The following is a 16,745-nucleotide window of genomic DNA, read 5'->3' on the forward strand; positions in this document are numbered from 1 at the left end:
GCGGTCACGCTTCGAGTACGCGGTCCATCCACGTCGTCAGATCGTTGATGACGTCGTCGCGGTTGGTCTCGTTGAAGATCTCGTGCCTGGCGCCCGGATAGGTGTAATAGGTGACGTCTTCGATCCCCGCCGAGTTGTACCGTTCGACTGCGACGTCGGTACGGCTCAGCGCGGCGTTGAGAGGATCCGAGGTGCCGACGAAGACCAGGATCGGAAGGTCTTGTCGCACGCCCTCGACGTCGACGAACCTCGGTCCCGCTGCGATAAGTCCACCCATGCCGGCGTCGTCCAGGCTGAAACCGCACAGCGGATCGTTGATGTACAAATCCACCTGCGCTTCGTCACGGCTGAGCCAGTCGTGCGGAGTACGGGCCGGTTCGAATTCCGCATTGAACTGGGCGAGGACGTCCGGGCCCTCGTTGACGAGGCTCTCGATCAGTTGATCGACCGCGGTGGTCCCCGACAGTGCGACGGCGTCGATCAGGTGCGAATGATCGAGGATGTACTGCTGCGAAGCGAACGAACCGAGGCTGTGGCTGAGCAGTACGACGGGCAGGCCGGGGTGTTTGTCGCGGATGATGCCCGTGAGGGTCACCATGTCTGCAACCAAGCGGTTCCAGCCGTCGTCGCCGATGTTGCCTGGGCCGGCGTGCATGCTCTCACCGTGGCCGCGGTGGTCCGCCGCGTAGACGTGGAAACCGCGAGCATTCAGGGCTTCGGCAACGTGTGCGTAGCGTTTTGCGTGCTCACCCATACCGTGCGCGAGTTGAACAACCCCTCGAGGTTCCTGCTCGGTGGGCCATTCGTGGACATGAATGACCACTCCGTCGTCGCTGGTGAAGGTGAACATGCGCTACTCCCGGTGATCGCGATCCGGACAGGTCATTTCTCATGCTAGATCCGCAACGGCAATCCATCCGGGAAGTAGGTCCTGATCACCGGCGAGCCTGATTCGTTTCTGCACATCCGGCTTCAAACTCGGATATACCGGACACGGATGTTCGGAAACAGTTGTCGACCAGCCTGAGGAGTACAGAGCGATGAATTCGAACCGCATGCGCAACGTCGGCTTGTTGGCGGCTCCACTTGCTGCTCTCGCCCTTCTCAGCGGTTGCGGCTCGGATGAAACGGGAACGGCCGAGAGTTCACCGGCACCCGCCTCAACGACGACCGCCTCTGCGCCGACGACCCAGACCGGCACCGCTTCACCTTCGACGACCCATACCGATCACACCCAAACCACAACCTCGACGGCACCCAATCCCGAAGGCTGCGCGATCGGGGAACTGAACGTCACCCTCGGCGAGTCGAGTGGCGCCGCCGGTTCTGTGGAGCTTCCGGTGGTCTTCACCAACACGGGCGGCCGCACGTGCACGCTCGACGGTTTCCCCGGCGTCTCGTATGTCACGGGAGCGTCCGGAAGCGAAGTGGGTGCTGCAGCCGGCCGCTCCGGATCCGGTTCACTCGTCTCCCTTGCCCCTGGCTCTGCCGCAACGTCTTTGGTGCGAGCTACGAACGTCGAGAACTACCCGGCAGATCAGTGCGGCCTGACCGACGTTGCGGGACTGAGGGTTTACCCACCCAACAGCTACGACTCGGTCTTCCTCGCCTACCCCACCAAGGGTTGCTCGATGACCGGCGCGAACATCAACCAGCTGACGGTCGCGCCGGTCGCCCGCTGAGTCACGGCTTGAGGCGTCGTAGACCCCAGAGCGCCGGCAGGAGGAACAATCCCGAAAGGAACAGGACGAGTGCAGCTTCCGTGAATTGGAAACGCCAGAACCGATCATCCGAGTGGTAGCGAACTTCGTAGTGGTCGACCCCGTGCTGCCGCAAACAAATCTCCATCTCTCTGTTCTGCTGCGCTGAGAGCACATCCATGCGGAGGCTGTACTCGGCGCCGGTCTCCTCCGGGCGCTGGTCGTACGGGTCCTCATCGCCTGATCCACCCCACGTGCACTCGTCGTATTTGACGTCGACCCAGTTACCTCGGAGGTCGACATATCCCTGCGCGAGTTCCCAATTGACCGCGGGGATACTGGTATCGCTCGAATAGTAGGAACTGAATCCGGCGACGGGTGACGTTCGGACACTCGGCTCGGCGTAATCGGGTCGTGCAACCAACTGAAATGCTGCCAGGATCGCAACAACACCGACCATCGTGATCGCCATTGCGCCGATCGAACTACGCACCAGCAAAGCCAGTGCTGCTCCGAGCATGAGTGCCATGAATGTGTATGCACCCAAGACCAGTCCGCTGGATTGAAAGAGCGGATACGACAGGTTCGATATCTCGACGAAAGTCGAACGCCCGGCAACAAATGCATACCGGGAGTTGTCCGGGAGAGATCGAGCCCATTGCAGTGCAAATCCGAGCAATGACGAAGCCACAGAAATCGGCAGGAAGACGATTAACACCCGGGTCCAGAACCAACGAGTCCGACTGACCGATTGAGTAAGCCCCAGTACGTGTGTTCCTTGTTCGACATCCCGCGAAAACACGGTGACACCGATCAACACGCCGAGGAACACCGGCAGAGCAGTAGCAACCACTGTCGTCAGTGTGAGAGCAGTCTCTGCCGTGCAGATAGCGGTGATGTCATCGAAGCAACTGAGAGGCGATCCGAAGAGTTGGGCTTGTCCGCCGCTCTTGATGATCGCACCACTCGACAAGACAATGACTGCTAATGCCGCGAGGAATCCCAACGACACAACGAGCGATGTCCGGTGATGCCGCCACGTAACCCAGATCATGCCGCCACCATCGTTTCTGCGCTCAGGTGCCCGAGCACCACGTCGTCGAGAGTTGCGTCGTCGATCACCCAGCCGTCCCGAGGGCTCGGACGCATTCCCTCCACCACGTGAGAATTCGACCGCATCCCCTTCTCGGTATGAATGACCGCACCGGCGCCGACCACGTCCGAGGGATCGCCGTCCCCGATCAATACGTAATGGGCAGCGATCAATTCATCCAACGGACCGGACAATCTCGCGTTTCCGCCGCCCAGCAGAAGAAGTCGATCCGAGACGTCTGCCAATTCGGAGACGATGTGTGAAGACAACAGAACCGTGGTGCCGTACTCGGCAACGTCTTCGAGCAGAGTGGTCGCCACAGACCGCCGCGCCACGGGATCGAGATCTGCCAGAGGCTCGTCGAGTAGAAGCAACTGCGGCCTGCGTCCGAGCGCCAAAGCCAGTGCAACCCTGGTTCGTTGACCTGGTGACAGAGTCTTCGCCTTCGCATCGAGAGAAATTCCAGCGCGCTCCACCAGATCCAGAGCGTACTTCGCATCCCACTCGTCGTTGGTGTATGCGCCGAATCGAAGAAGTTCTGCCACAGTGAATTTGGGGTACAGGGGCTTGTGCTGAGCGAGGTACGACAGGCCTGGGCAGATGCCGTCCTGATCCGGCGTGCTGCCCAGGACGGTGATCGAACCGTGGTCAGGCATCGTCAACCCGACCGCCAAGGACATCAGTGTGGACTTGCCCGCTCCGTTCACCCCGACCAGGGCAGTGATGCTTCCTGTCGCGACCTCGAATGTGCAGGCGTCGAGCACCTTCTTCTTGCCGAAGCGCTTGTCCACGTCCTGCATTGTCAGTGCCGATTCTTGCGCAGTCATGATGTCTCCCCCTGCTTTCCGGACGGATCCGTTTCGATGAACGTCTTCTCGAGCTCCAAACTCACCAATGCTTCGATGTCCGTGCGCTCGAGTCCGGCGGCCACGGCATCTGCCACCCAACGCGCCAACTCACGACGTAGCGCAGAGCTTTCCGCCATACCGGGCTTGGCCAGGGACTTCACGACGAACGTGCCCAATCCGGGCCTCGGGGCGACAAGTCCGTCGCGCTCGAGTTCCTTGTAGGCCTTCAGGACTGTGTTCGGGTTGATCGCGAGCGCTCCCACGACGTCCTTGGCTGTGGGCAGCCGATCCCCGACTTGGAGATCACCGAGCCTGAGCGCCTGCTTCACCTGAAGGACCAATTGCACGTAAGTGGGAATGCCGGATCGGCGGTCGATACGGAAGTCGATCATCCGAACCCTTTCACTAGTTCATTAGTGGAATAGATATTTACCCTGCCTTGACCTCCCGGGTCAAGCCAGACGACCCCTGTAAAGTGCAGATGCCCCGGTTCACCGGGGTGCCACGCTGCTCGTGTGAAGTTCGGTGAAACCCCGGCACTGTCGACGCAACTGTGAATTCGCCCGTCACTACTCGAGGCGAACGAGTCAGGTCACCGGCCTCGTGGCGACACGATGGTTCTCGGACGAAGGACCGCTCGTGGCGCTTCGCCTCGCGGCCGCGCTGCTCGCGACCCTTCGCCACTAGCGGAGGGGTGGCTGTGAGTACTCGGCCGACACGTAAATTCAGATCTGTACTTGCAGCACTGACGGTGAGCACCGCACTGCTTGCCGGTGCGTGCAGTAGCTCGACGTCCGATGCACCCGCAACCACAGCGGCCTCGGACGGCTCGTTCCCGGTGACTGTTGTTTCCGGTCCCACGGATTCCGGCACGGACATCACCATCGAGTCACGTCCGCAGTCGATCGTGTCACTCAGTCCCAGCGCCACCGAGACCCTGTGGGCCGTCGGCGCGGGCGATCAGGTGAAGGCCGTCGACAATCAGTCCGACTACCCGGCCGGTATCCCGGTCACCGATCTCTCGGGCTTTCAACCGAACGTCGAAGCCATCCTCGGCTACGCACCGGATCTGGTGATCGCATCGGATGACATGAACGATCTTGTCTCCGGACTGCAAAAGGCGAAGGTGCCGACACTCCTACTACCGGCAGCGACGAGCATCGACGACGTCTACGCCCAGATCGAGCGCGTCGCGAAGGCCACCGGCCACGAGGACAAGGGCACCGAAGTTGTCGACACCATGCGCTCGGACATCGACGCCGCTGTCGCCAGTGTTCCTGCGCGCCAACAGCCGCTGACGTACTTCCACGAACTCGACTCCTCGCTCTACACCGTCACGAGTTCGAGTTTTGTCGGGCAGATCTACTCGCTGTTCGGAATGAAGAGCATCGCCGACGCCGCGGGGCAGGGTGACTATCCGCAGTTGTCCGCCGAATTCGTGGTACAGGCCAATCCCGATCTCATCTTTCTCGCAGACTCCCAATGCTGCGGAGTGACAGCAGAATCCGTCGCCGCTCGACCCGGGTGGAGCGGCATGAAAGCGGTTACCGGCAACCAGATCCATGTGCTCGACGAAGACCTCTCCAGCCGCTGGGGACCTCGTGTCGCCGACCAGGTGAAGGCCGTCGCTGCCATCGTTGCCCAAGTTCCCACGGCCTGAGCACTCGATGATCAAAGCCGGTATCTCCCAACATCGGACCGCCGTTCTGCTCGGCGCCGCGCTAATTCTGTGCGCCGCCTTGCTGATCGGTGTTCTGGTGGGGCCGGCCGGTTTGACGCCTGATCGGACCATTCTCGAACTTCTGGACGGAATACCCGGCATCCATATAGATTCCGGCCTCACCGCAACACAGCAGGCCATTCTCTGGCAGATCCGGCTTCCGCGAGTAGTCCTGGGCGCGTTGGTCGGAGCAATGTTGGCGGTAGCCGGCGCCGCCTACCAGGGCGTGTTCCGCAATCCCTTGGCGGATCCGTATCTCCTCGGAGTTTCCAGCGGAGCCGGACTGGGCGCAACCCTCGCCATCGTTTCGGGTGGAGCGCTGGGCATGTTCGGAATTCCCATGGCCGCCTTCGTCGGTGGTGTGCTGGCAGTGTTCGCAACTTATTCGCTCGGTCGAAGCATTGGCGGGCCGCAGAACGCGGTAGTCATCATCCTCGCCGGTGTCGCAGTCGCAGCGTTCACGAATGCAGCGCAGACTTTTGTTCAGCAGCGGTTCGACGATTCACTGCGCGAGGTCTATTCCTGGCTACTCGGCGGACTGTCCACCGACGGTTGGTCGGAAGTTCTGGTTGTCTTGCCGTACGTCGCGCTGGCATCTGCCGTCATCCTGGTACACCGACGCGTACTCGACGTGATGGCCGTAGGTGACGTCGAAGCCGCCAGCCTCGGCGTCGACCCGGCCAGATCACGCCTGGTGCTGGTGCTCGCCGCAACTCTGGGAACGGCCGCGGTCGTGAGTGCAAGTGGACTCATCGGCTTTGTCGGAATCGTTGTTCCCCATGCGGTTCGACTGGTCGTCGGCCCGTCTCATCGGCTGCTTCTCCCCCTGTCACTCATGCTCGGAGCGGCGTTTCTTGTCCTCACCGACGTTGCCGCCCGCACGGTCATGGCACCGGCCGAACTCCCCATCGGAGTTGTGACCGCGATGATCGGCGCTCCGTTCTTCCTTCTGGTTCTGCGCCGCAGCCGGGTCTCGGCATGACCGACAGCGCAGTGCGGTGCCGCGACCTCCGAGTCAATCTCGGCGGCAAGGACGTCGTCGACGGCATCGATCTCGATGTGACACCAGGCGATTGGGTTGCCGTGGTCGGGCCGAACGGCGCCGGCAAGACAACCTTGATGCATGCCCTCGCTGGATTGATTCCGTCTACCGGTGAGCTCTCGGTCGGGGGACTGAGTCCTCGCAATTCCAGCCGCAAGGCGATGTCCGCCGTCGTCGCGTTGATGCCTCAGCGTCCGGTAGTACCCGAGGGCTCAACGGTCAAGGAACTGGTTGCGCTCGGCCGCACTCCGTATCTACGACGATTCGGAACCGAAACCGCCACAGATCGTTCGGTGATCACTTCGGTGATCGAAAGGCTCGACCTCACCGAGTTCGCAGATCGACGAGCCACCGAACTTTCCGGCGGCGAATTGCAACGCGTGGTCCTGGCTCGGGCACTGGCTCAAGAGCCGCAGGTATTGCTCCTGGACGAACCCACCAGCGCCCTCGACATCGGTCACCAGCAGCAGGTTCTCGACTTGGTGGAGGAACTGCGAGAAGACGACAACATCACGGTCATCGCCGCGATGCACGATCTCACTCTCGCGGGTCAATACGGTCGACGAATTGTGCTGCTGGACAAGGGCAGCGTGGTTGCCGACGGTACACCCTCAGCGGTGCTGGAGGCAGACCTCCTCGGCCGCGTGTACGGCGCTCGCGTCGAAATCCTGGAACGGCCCAGCGGTCCCATCGTTGTTCCGATTCGGCAGGAAGGCACCCGCTGATGGAACTGGTGATGCTCGGCACCGGCGCTGCCGACGGTTGGCCGAACCCGTTCTGCACTTGCCCTTCCTGCCTGGCGGCATTGTCGAATGAAACCATTCGCGGACACACCGCTGCCTTGCTGGACAACCGCATCCTGTTGGACTGTGGACCCGAAGTACCGCGCGCCGCGTCGCGATTCGGTCGCACGCTGGCACACGTCGAACACATCCTGCTGACGCATTCTCATCCTGATCACCTCGGCCCGATGGCATTGCTGTTCCGGTCCTGGGCGTCTCGCACCGAACCGCTCCAGGTTCTCGGACCACCCGACGCGCTCGCTCCCTGCCGAGACTGGGTGGGCCCGGATGACCCGGTGACCTTCACACCGCTCGAGACCGGCCAGTCGATCATGTTGGGCACCTATCGTGTTCGCGCACTCGAAGCCGCGCACGAAGTAACCACCCTTCTCTACGACATCACCGACGCATCCGGAACCCGAATCTTCTGGGCCACCGACACCGGGCCTCTGCCCGAAGTCACTGTCGACGCCCTTGCCGACGCCCGTTTCGACGCCGTCTTTCTCGAAGAGACCTTCGGCCACAAGACTGACCACGGCACCGGGCACCATGATCTGCCGAGTTTCGCGGAGACGGTGAGCCGACTACGCAATTGCACCGCGATCACCGATCGAACCGATGTGGTCGCCGTACACCTCGGGCACCACAACCCGGTCGAAAACGAACTCTCGGAAGCACTTCGAACGTCCGGGGCGCGAGCGGTTCCGGATGGAGCTGTGCTCGAGATCGGGGTAGGACAGAGCCATCGAACTCTGGTCACCGGTGGCGCCCGCTCGGGCAAGTCCACTTACGCGGAGGGCCTGCTTGCCGGCTACCGGCACGTCACGTACATCGCCACCGGGGATCCGCAGGACGACGATCCCGACTGGATCGAACGAATTGCGTCGCATCGCGCGCGGAGGCCGCCGACGTGGACGACGGTAGAGACCTCCGAGGTCGCCGAAATTCTCGTGGCCGCAACAACACCGATCCTGATCGACTGCCTCGGCACGTGGCTGACCGCACGTCTGGACCGACATCAGGCGTGGGCGACAGAAGATCTCAGCGACGTCCACGCAGATATCGACCGGTTGGCCGACGCCTGGACCGCCTGTCCGGTTCCGATTGTCGCCGTCACGAACGAAGTGGGAAGCGGCGTCGTCCCGGACACGAAGTCCGGGAGACTGTTCCGCGATCTACTCGGTCTGGTGAACAGCCGCATCGCCAGTGAATCGGAGTCCGTGGTCCTGATGACCGCCGGGCTCCCCCTGAGCCTGCGCGTGTGACGTCAGAGCAATCCGGTGAGCTGACGCGCGCAATCGAGTAGGAAACCGACCAACTCTCGATCCTCGTCCGTCACTCGCCCGCTCGCTCCCTGAACACACAACCCGCCGGCCACCTGGTCTGCGTGATCTCGAACCGGTACTGCGACCGCGGATCGACCCAGGCGACATTCCTGGTTCTCGAACGCAAAACCCTGCAGGCGAACAGACCTCAACTGCTCATACAACGCATCGAAATCACCGAGGGTGAACTCCGTGACCCGGCGAAGTTCCAAACCCGAAAGCAGCCGCTCGTCGTGCGCCAACAGAACCTTCCCCAGCGCATTCGCGTGAAGGTTCTTGGCCAGTGCCGCTATTCCGATGATCTCGTGATCCGGATCCTTGTCGACGAACCTCAAGCGCCCACCAGCGAATGAGGCGACGTGCAATCCGAACCTCGTGTGTGTCCGCATGTCCTCGACGCGCTCGTGCAGCGTCGGCGCCGGACCACTCGACGACGCCGCATGCGAGAGCTCGGCAGTCCGACGCCCCAACGCGAACCCTGACAGGTCCGGCACCCGCACGAGAAAGCCTTCCGCCACAAGCAGATTCAGCATCCGGTACGCCGTGGCCGACGGAACGCCTGCAAAAGTGGCGATCTCCTTCGCGGTTGTTCCCGGTCCCAGATGAGCCACCGCCTCGAGCATCCCCAGCGCCTTCTGGACCGCACGCGGTTGTTGTCCACTGAAGTGGGTCTCGTCGCCGATCTGTTTGCCTGATCGTGGACCAGCGGTTGCACGGTCCGCGGTCACCGCCCATGCTCCGGCGAGTCACCCTCGGCGGTCCCACGATCCGGAACGAGTCGCCTTCGCCCGTCACCGTCGATCAGCAGAGTGCCCGCACCGGGCAACAGGTCCGCCGTCTCGACGCTGTCGAAAGCGCCCACCATCAGAAGGCTTTCCGGTCTGGCTCTTCGAAGCAATGAACTCCACACTGTCCCCGACACAGCAACAGCAAGAGCAGCGATCGGCAGTGCCCACATCCCGTGAACCGCACCGTCGAGAACGATGTAGACCAATAGACCGGCACCGGCGACGCTCACGGACACAGTGCATATCCGGGTCAGCGAAGTATGTTCCCCGATTCGGCGCAAGAACTTCCACGAAGCAAAGGCCACCAGCGTGTAAGCGCAGACCAACGCGGTCTCCACCACGCCGTCGAAGGATCCCGAATCGTCGCGAACCGTATCCGAATAGATGAATACGCCCGCCGCACTTACCGCGACGAACGCAAGTACCGCAACGTACGGGGTGCGGAACCGTCTGTGTACGCGAGCGAGCGGCGCAGGCAGTACCCGTTCGATCCCCATCGAGTACAACAACCGCGAACCCGCCTGCGCACAACCGAGAGTGGATGCGAACCAGGAACACGTCATTCCGATCTTGACTGCCAGAACCACTTCCGCGCTGGCTCCGGATGCCTTTCCTTCGAAGTACGCTCCGACGATCGTTGCGCCGTGGCCGGTCATCGCCGCCCAGGCCGCAAAAACGAAGAGGACCCCGCAGATGATCGGCGAAATGAGAACCGTGCGTGTGACGCTGATGAGTGGTCGTTTCGCTTCCGGGCCGAAGAAGGCCGAGCTTTCGAAGCCCGCCATGCTGAGCACCGTCAGCATCGCGAGAAACGGAACTGCACTCAGCGACGGATTCGGCAGGGCAACAGCAGTTGTCGTGTCACTGTGCGTCGCCAGCATGACCACGACGATGAGAATCAACGAGCACGCTTCGACGACCAGGATCGCTCGGGTGGCGAACCGGACGCCTCGCACTGCAATCCACGCGACGGCCAGGGCAATCGCCACCGTCGTGATCACCGTCGCGGCAGGCCCTCGCACGTCGGGGCCGACAATGGCGATGGTATCGAGCAGACTCGGAACTGCCTGCGAGAAAACCGAAACCGAGATTCCGAGATACCCGAGTACCAGTGCGGCACCCGCCGTCAGTGTCGCCCGGATACCGGAGCCTTGGAAGACGAAGCTGTACAACGATCCTGCTGCGGCCAGTCTCCGCGTGAACTGAGTGATGCAGAACGCAACGAGAAACACCGCCGAAGTTGTCGCAGCAATCGCAGCCAACCCGACGTAGCCGGGACTGTAGGTGATCATCCACAGGGCGATGAACACCATTCCCGTTGCCGGAGCGATCGTGGAAAGTGATTGCCCCAACAGGTCGATCGGGGTCAAACGTCCTCGTCCGAGACCACGGAGCGGGGAGAACACGGGCTCACTGTGTTGATCCGCATTCTGCGCTCGCGTGATCGCCGCACGCAGTGCCGCACTCACGGCCATGAGTCACCGTCCGTCGCGTCCAGGCCCGAACCTACGAGCGAATTGTCAGAATTCGGTCAAGTTAGTCCGCTTATGTTTCCGCGCAGTTTCCACGATGGCGCGCACAGAACTTTCAAGTGAGAATCCGACTCTGTTTCCCACCCAGCGTCATGCCGGATCAAGGGCGGCCGACGGTATCCGGCCCCTCCGGGAGCACCTTGACCTGCGAGTTCTCCGATTCTCACACGACAACTGCTCTCTCAGTTGCACCTCGTCCAGGCGTAGCGCGGTCGACGCGGATTCGCAGCATCGCCCGTACAGGATGTGTCCCACACACCACCGGCACTACCCGAGAGGAACGGAGGAAGCATGGACTTGGTCAGCGCCACCACTTCGGCGATCATCGGATTTGTTCTCCTGCTCGCCGGCATTCCCAAGCTGAACGACCACGACGGGGTCCTTCGTTCGGTGCGCGGATACAAAGTGTTGCCGGTGCGACTCGAAGTACCGCTCGCTCGCATCCTTCCCGTCGCGGAAACCGTCGTAGGCATCCTTCTGGTTCTCGGCGTGGCCCATCGCCTCGCCGCCTTGGTTGCTGCCGTCATGTTCGCGTCGTTCTTCACGGGCCTCACGATCAACCTCCTGCGTGGGCGACGCGATCTGGACTGCGGATGTTTTGCATTCGGAGTCGGCGAGATTCCGCGTATCGGATGGTTCCACGCCGTTCGCGCCGGAACACTCGCGGTGATCGCTGTGGCACTGTCGGTCACCGCCGGACAGGCTGAGATCGGCGTCCAGGTCGTGGCGACGACCTTCGGATTCCTCCTCGTTCTGGCGGGAGTTGCGCTCGCACAGATTCGTTCGGTGGTCCACCTCGGACGACGCCCAGTCGACGACTATCTGTCGAGCGCCTCCATCCGCCTCCGAACCGCCGAAACCGCGTCCCGGTACGGCTCGTGAACTTACATCCCCACCACTGAAAACTCGAAGGCAGGACTACCACGATGACCACTTTCCTCCTTGTCGCGACAGTGATCCTGGTGATCGCCGTAGCCGTACTGTTCTTGATGGTTCTTGCTCTGGCTCGTGAAATCGGCCGCGTACAAGTACGTCTCGGACCTCTCGGTGCCCGGATGATGGATACCGGCCCCAAGGTCGAACAGGCCGGCCCGTCGTTTGCCGGTCTCATCGATCAGGAAGGACGGACCGTCGGAGTCGGTGGTCACCGCGACAAACCTCAACTCCTGCTGTTCACAGCACCGAGTTGCTCGACGTGCAAGAGCCTTCTTCCCGGCGTAAGGGCAATGGCCCGAGCCGAATCGGATCTCGACGTGATCATCATCTCCGACGGAACAACCGAAGAGCATCGCGAGTTCCTGGCCGGTAGCGGGATCGGTTCCGAGCTCAGTTACATCGACGCTCGAGACGTCGGTATCGCGTACCAGGTGGGCACCACTCCGTACGGCGTGATTCTCGACGAGCACGGCAAGATCCGAGGAAAGGGCCTGTGCAATCACATGGCTCAGGTGGAAAGCCTGCTCAATGCGCTCGAATCCGGCACCCCCTCACTCCAGCACCTTCATGCCCAGGCGAAATCCGGCAGCGCGGCCTGATCTTCCTGCACAGTTCGATCCTCTTCACGAATCAGGAGAAAATCGTTGGACGACAATGAATTCCCGCAGCACAACATGACGGAGAATCGATATCCCGTCGACGAGGCGACAGTTCAGGCCCAGGCCGAATGGATGGCGGGCCAGGGCGGTTCGCTCACCAGTCGAACCGGACGCAAACTCTCCGAACGCGTTTCGCGGCGGTCCATGATCAGCCGGATCGGCAAGTGGACCATGGGTGTGTCAGGAGTGGCACTGATCAGCACACTTCCTGTGACACGTAGTGCCTTCGCCCAAGAGCCCGAGGTTCCTGCGCCGGCACCTGGCCCCGAACCTCTTGTCCCTGTCTACGACGGTAAAGATCCGGCCGAGTGCGAGTACTGGCGCTGGTGCAACATGGACGGAACGTCCTGTGCCGCATGCAACGGCGGCGGTGTCACCACCTGCGCCCCCGGCAGCAAGCCCGGCGCAGAGTTCTGGGTCGGATGCTGCACCAACCCTGATACCGGCAAGACCTATCTGATCGCCTACTACGACTGCTGCGGTGCGCCTTCGTGTTCCAACGCATTCTGCGGCGAACCGGACATGCAGGCCGTGATGTACAACCCGGTCTCCGGAAGCTACGACCAGGAAATCATCTGGTGTGTCTCCGACGAGTCCCAGGCATACACCTGCACGATGGCGCCCATCATCGGTGAGGACTGCCAGACTCGACCGGCCGAGCGCCCCAAGGTCGGTGCCGGATCATGAGCAGTCCGCGAACCCGAAAACTGGCGCGACCCGCCGTTGCCGTCATCCCACTCACCGTCGTACTCGCGCTGGCCGGTTGCAGTTCGTCCGACAACGACGAACCCTCCAGCGCAGGCGATGTCACCTATCCGACAGTTCCGTTCACTGCTCCGGGCGAGGGGATCTCCCTCGGTCACGACGACCAGGAAATCGGCGATACCATTCCCGAGCCGTTGCACGTCGGTTCGATCACCCCGATCGCAGCTGACCGCTTGCTGGGCGTCGAAGGTGGATTCGGCCAACTCGAGCTCAGCGTCAACGTCATCGATCCGAAAACCGGTGTGGCCGAGAGCCGGATCACCGTCGGCCCTGGTATCTGGGATCCGGTCATTCACGGATTCGTCGGGGATTCCGCCGAGGATCCTGCGGTGCTCGCTGCCGAGGTGTGGCGGCCCCGAGGTTCCCGCGGCGCGGCAGATTTCACGGTCAGCACCTACTCCGGAAACCTGCTGGAACCAGCCGAGGTCATGCTTCCGGACGTCGCACGCGTACATTCCCGTCCCGGCTCGAACGCCGTGACGTCCGACGGCAAGTTCTTCGTCACGTGGGACGACGGTTTGTACGGCATCAGAGTGGTCGACCTCGAGAAGAAGGAAGCGACCGGTGCACTCCAGATAGTCGGCTGCGGTCCGTTCACGTGGATGGTCGATCACGAGCTGTACAGCGTCTGCGAGGACACCCGGGAACTGCTGCACGTCACGATCGGTGACGACGGTGTTCCGAAGGAAACCGCCCGAAGCAAGGTCCTACCCGAGGATTTTGTCTCCACCCGTAAGGTCACGTGGGCCTCGGAAGCACAAAAAGCCTTGCTGGTCAGTGAGAACGGCGATGTGTACGTCTTCGACTTCTCCAACGGACTGCCTCAGGAAGGTGTCAAGCCGATCGGAAACGCCGGGCAGGACTCCGGTCGATTCTCGGAGAACGTCATCAACGCCGACGCAACCCGGCTCGCAATCGCGTATACGGACACGGCTATTCATCCGGACTCTGCTCGGGGAGGCTCACTGGTCAAGATCGACTTGTCCGACGCAACAACCTTCGCCCCGGTGAAGAGCTTGACGCTTGCAGACCTCGGCTTGACAGACATCAAGAGCATGACCTTTTCCGTCGACGGCGCCACGTTCTACGTGCTCGGTTCGGGACCTGAGGTCGAAGGCTCCGCTCCGCAGAAGATCGTGGGTTACAACGCGAGCACCGGCGAGCAGGTCAGTTCCGTCGATGTCTCGGGCAACGTCGGGGATGTCAGCGGGTTGATCACACCAGAAGTACTCCGATGAGTCGTCCCGGATCCGGTGTGGTGATGGGCCGGCGCCGATTCCTGAGTTTGGGAGCACTCGGCGCCGGAGCACTCGGGCTCGGCGCAATGGGGACGATTGCCGGATGCAGTTCCACTGCAGCATCTCCGACGCCGACGACCGATCTCGACTACATCCTGCCCACCGACCCGGAAGTTGCCGCCGCAGAATCGGCGCGAGCCTGGAACGGGACCACCGCTGCGTTTGCCCTTGCCGCCGGATTCTCGACGGTAGATCTTGGCGGACGCCTCGTGGACACGTGGACGTACGGAGGCGCTGCGGTGGCTCCGGAACTTCGCCTGAAGTCCGGTGACCGGGTGAACGTCAGCGTCCAGAACGGCCTCGACGCCGAGACAACACTGCATTGGCACGGAATTCGAATCCGCAACGACATGGATGGCGCGGCACCCACCACGCAGGCTCCCATCGGCGCCGGTTCGAGTTTCGAGTACAACTTCATCGCACCGGATCCGGGAACGTACTGGTACCACTCGCACAGCGGATTACAAGCCGATCGGGGGCTGTTCGGCGCCTTGATCGTCGAGGACCCGAACGACATCACCGGGGCCGACGTCGATGCCGTCCTAGTGCTCGACGACTGGCTTGACGGATTGGGTACCACACCGGATTCCGTCCTGATGGCCCTGAACCCGGCAATTTCGGGCGGGCACGGCGGACACGGCGGTGGGGCAACAACTCCGGCGGAACACTCGGAAGCCGACATGTCTGTCGCGCAACAGTTGGTGAGCGGCGGACACGGTTCTTCCGAACCACTCGGCGGGATGACTCAACACATCGCGTATCCACTGCACTTGATCAACGGGCGGCCACCCAACGATCCTGCTGTCGTGACTGCAGCGCCCGGTTCGACCCTGCGACTGCGAATCATCAACGCAGCCGCCGAAACTCCGTACCGGTTTGCTGTGGCCGGTCACGAGATGACAATTGTCGCTACCGATGGCTACGACGTGGAACCAACTCCCGCCGACACCATCATCGTCGGAATGGCGCAGCGCTACGACGTGCTGGTGACGGTGAAGTCGGGAACATGGCCGGTGGTGGCGAAGGTCGAGGGCCGAGATGGTTATGCGTCGACCGTCCTACGCAGCACCGACGCGTTGGCGCTGGCGAACCCGGATGTCGGCGGAAACCTCTCGGAACTGGCCGGCCGACTGGTCACCGAAAGCGAACTCCGGCCCACGGAATCCGCACGGCTCGAGACGAAATCGCCTGATCGCGACTACCGCATCGAGTTGATCCAGGCCGGCGATCGGTACGTCTGGGGAATGGCGGGGGCCGATGCAGGCAAGCTCGTCATGAAACAGGGCGAACGGGTCCGGATCACGATGAAGAACGCGTCCACGATGTGGCACCCCATGCACACCCACGGCCACACGTTTGCGGTACCGGATTACGGCGGACTTCGCCGCGACACCGTCAACGTCCTACCCGGCACCGAGCTTGCCATCGAGTTCGACGCCGACAATCCCGGCGAGTGGATGTTCCACTGCCACAACGCCTACCACTTCGAGGCCGGCATGACGGCAAATCTGCGTTACGTCCGCTGACAAGTCGAAGAATGGAGAGAACACCTCATGAAGAAACTCGTTCCCGCTTTCCTGGCCGCGTGCGCTGCCCTGAGCCTCACCGCCTGCAGTAGTGATGCCGGTGCGTCGTCGGACGAACCTGCAGTCGTGATCGAGGTGAAGAACATGGCGTACACACCGGCATCGGTCACCATCGAGAAGGGACAGACCGTCGAATGGAAGTTCGACGACAGCGGACTCCCCCACGACGTGGTCGGCAACGGTGATCTCGACGGGAAACTGAAGAGCGAGTTGCTCACCGAGGGAACCTTCTCGTACACGTTCGACGACGCCGGAACCTTCACCTACCACTGCACGCCCCACCCGATGATGGTGGGCACCGTGATCGTTCAATAGTGAGGAGGTGGATCGCCGGCTTCGGCCTCGCCGTCGCGGCGACGTGTGTCCCAGCTTGCGGCACAGAAGATCCCGTCCCCGACGTGGTGGTCGAGATCAGCAATGTTCAGTTCAGTCCGATGGACGTCACCGTGGAGCACGGCGGCACCGTCGAGTGGCGCTTCGACGACGGCGGACTCCTGCATCACGTGGAATCACCCGGCCTGTTCGACAGCGGTATCACCGGAGACGGAACGTTCCGGCACACGTTCGAGAGCGTCGGCGTCTACGAATATTCGTGCTCCGTCCACCCGTACATGATCGGAGTCATCACAGTGCTGTGAACTCTGGCTCATCACTTTTCGCTGCGACTTCGG

18 protein-coding genes are annotated in these 16,745 nt (G+C 62.1%); 12 read left to right on the top strand and 6 right to left on the bottom strand.

The features are described 5' to 3' along the window. Positions 1-4 precede the first annotated feature (4 nt). Entirely contained in the window at positions 5-850 is an 846-nt protein-coding gene (locus tag GN300_RS07265; RefSeq protein WP_054780970.1) for an alpha/beta hydrolase, read from the bottom strand. A 190-nt stretch (positions 851-1,040) separates the two neighbouring features. Between GN300_RS07265 and GN300_RS07270 the strand changes: the two genes are divergently transcribed. Beyond that, entirely contained in the window at positions 1,041-1,682 is a 642-nt protein-coding gene (locus GN300_RS07270) for a DUF4232 domain-containing protein (RefSeq protein WP_063315626.1), read from the top strand. 1 nt (position 1,683) lies between these two features. Here GN300_RS07270 and GN300_RS07275 read toward each other — a convergent pair whose 3' ends face one another. The 3 genes from GN300_RS07275 to GN300_RS07285 are packed head-to-tail and all read right to left on the bottom strand — an operon-like array spanning position 1,684 to position 4,033. Continuing rightward, positions 1,684-2,754 carry a hypothetical protein gene (locus GN300_RS07275; RefSeq protein ID WP_064687790.1) on the bottom strand — a complete coding sequence of 357 codons (1,071 nt, stop codon included), beginning with the start codon at positions 2,752-2,754 and terminating at the stop codon, positions 1,684-1,686. Then, entirely contained in the window at positions 2,751-3,620 is an 870-nt protein-coding gene (locus GN300_RS07280) for an ABC transporter ATP-binding protein (RefSeq protein WP_063315624.1), read from the bottom strand. The genes GN300_RS07275 and GN300_RS07280 overlap by 4 nt, the downstream gene beginning before the upstream one ends. Then, positions 3,617-4,033: a GntR family transcriptional regulator gene (locus GN300_RS07285; protein WP_003939899.1), complete on the bottom strand. Its 417-nt coding sequence runs from the start codon at positions 4,031-4,033 to the stop codon at positions 3,617-3,619. The genes GN300_RS07280 and GN300_RS07285 overlap by 4 nt, the downstream gene beginning before the upstream one ends. A gap of 308 nt (positions 4,034-4,341) precedes the next feature. Here GN300_RS07285 and GN300_RS07290 point away from each other — a divergent pair, with 308 nt between their 5' ends. From GN300_RS07290 to cobU, 4 genes are read left to right on the top strand one after another with little or no spacing between them, the layout of a single operon-like run. Continuing rightward, positions 4,342-5,301, top strand: coding sequence for an ABC transporter substrate-binding protein (locus GN300_RS07290; protein WP_063316028.1), 960 nt, complete (start codon positions 4,342-4,344; stop codon positions 5,299-5,301). A 7-nt stretch (positions 5,302-5,308) separates the two neighbouring features. Further along, on the top strand, positions 5,309-6,343 hold the full coding sequence (locus tag GN300_RS07295) for an iron ABC transporter permease (RefSeq protein WP_042447095.1): 1,035 nt from the start codon (positions 5,309-5,311) through the stop codon (positions 6,341-6,343). Further along, positions 6,340-7,128 (top strand): ABC transporter ATP-binding protein, encoded by a 789-nt coding sequence (locus tag GN300_RS07300; protein WP_058226645.1) that lies wholly within the window; start codon positions 6,340-6,342, stop codon positions 7,126-7,128. Before GN300_RS07295 ends, GN300_RS07300 begins: the two co-directional genes overlap by 4 nt. Then, on the top strand, positions 7,128-8,450 hold the full coding sequence (gene cobU, locus GN300_RS07305; protein ID WP_063315623.1) for a bifunctional adenosylcobinamide kinase/adenosylcobinamide-phosphate guanylyltransferase: 1,323 nt from the start codon (positions 7,128-7,130) through the stop codon (positions 8,448-8,450). Before GN300_RS07300 ends, cobU begins: the two co-directional genes overlap by 1 nt. Before the next feature lie 2 nt (positions 8,451-8,452). Here cobU and GN300_RS07310 read toward each other — a convergent pair whose 3' ends face one another. Both GN300_RS07310 and GN300_RS07315 read right to left on the bottom strand, forming a co-directional pair. Next, on the bottom strand, positions 8,453-9,238 hold the full coding sequence (locus GN300_RS07310; RefSeq protein WP_020909339.1) for an IclR family transcriptional regulator: 786 nt from the start codon (positions 9,236-9,238) through the stop codon (positions 8,453-8,455). Continuing rightward, the gene (locus GN300_RS07315; protein WP_063315622.1) at positions 9,235-10,773 is read right to left on the bottom strand and encodes an APC family permease; all 1,539 of its coding nucleotides are present in this window, start codon (positions 10,771-10,773) and stop codon (positions 9,235-9,237) included. Before GN300_RS07315 ends, GN300_RS07310 begins: the two co-directional genes overlap by 4 nt. Positions 10,774-11,121: 348 nt before the next feature. On the opposite strand from GN300_RS07315, the gene GN300_RS07320 reads away from it, so the two are divergent. The 7 genes from GN300_RS07320 (at position 11,122) to GN300_RS07350 (ending at position 16,712) form a co-directional block, all read left to right on the top strand. Beyond that, positions 11,122-11,712, top strand: coding sequence for a MauE/DoxX family redox-associated membrane protein (locus GN300_RS07320; RefSeq protein ID WP_063315621.1), 591 nt, complete (start codon positions 11,122-11,124; stop codon positions 11,710-11,712). A 44-nt stretch (positions 11,713-11,756) separates the two neighbouring features. Next, positions 11,757-12,365, top strand: coding sequence for a redoxin domain-containing protein (locus tag GN300_RS07325; RefSeq protein WP_007729693.1), 609 nt, complete (start codon positions 11,757-11,759; stop codon positions 12,363-12,365). Between the two features lie 75 nt (positions 12,366-12,440). Beyond that, positions 12,441-13,112: a methylamine dehydrogenase light chain gene (locus GN300_RS07330; RefSeq protein WP_029256402.1), complete on the top strand. Its 672-nt coding sequence runs from the start codon at positions 12,441-12,443 to the stop codon at positions 13,110-13,112. Beyond that, positions 13,109-14,428, top strand: a complete 1,320-nt coding sequence (locus tag GN300_RS07335) for a hypothetical protein (protein WP_003940153.1) — start codon at positions 13,109-13,111, stop codon at positions 14,426-14,428. The genes GN300_RS07330 and GN300_RS07335 overlap by 4 nt, the downstream gene beginning before the upstream one ends. Beyond that, a complete protein-coding gene (locus tag GN300_RS07340) occupies positions 14,425-16,014 on the top strand; it encodes a multicopper oxidase family protein (RefSeq protein ID WP_063315620.1) in 1,590 nt (529 codons plus the stop codon). Before GN300_RS07335 ends, GN300_RS07340 begins: the two co-directional genes overlap by 4 nt. A 27-nt stretch (positions 16,015-16,041) precedes the next feature. Then, the gene (locus GN300_RS07345; RefSeq protein ID WP_003940240.1) at positions 16,042-16,389 is read left to right on the top strand and encodes a plastocyanin/azurin family copper-binding protein; all 348 of its coding nucleotides are present in this window, start codon (positions 16,042-16,044) and stop codon (positions 16,387-16,389) included. Then, a complete protein-coding gene (locus GN300_RS07350; RefSeq protein WP_080712742.1) occupies positions 16,389-16,712 on the top strand; it encodes a cupredoxin domain-containing protein in 324 nt (107 codons plus the stop codon). The genes GN300_RS07345 and GN300_RS07350 overlap by 1 nt, the downstream gene beginning before the upstream one ends. Positions 16,713-16,745: the final 33 nt, after the last annotated feature.

The sequence above is a fragment of the Rhodococcus sp. Ni2 genome (genome assembly GCF_021352185.1).
Lineage (GTDB): Bacteria > Actinomycetota > Actinomycetes > Mycobacteriales > Mycobacteriaceae > Rhodococcus_F > Rhodococcus_F qingshengii.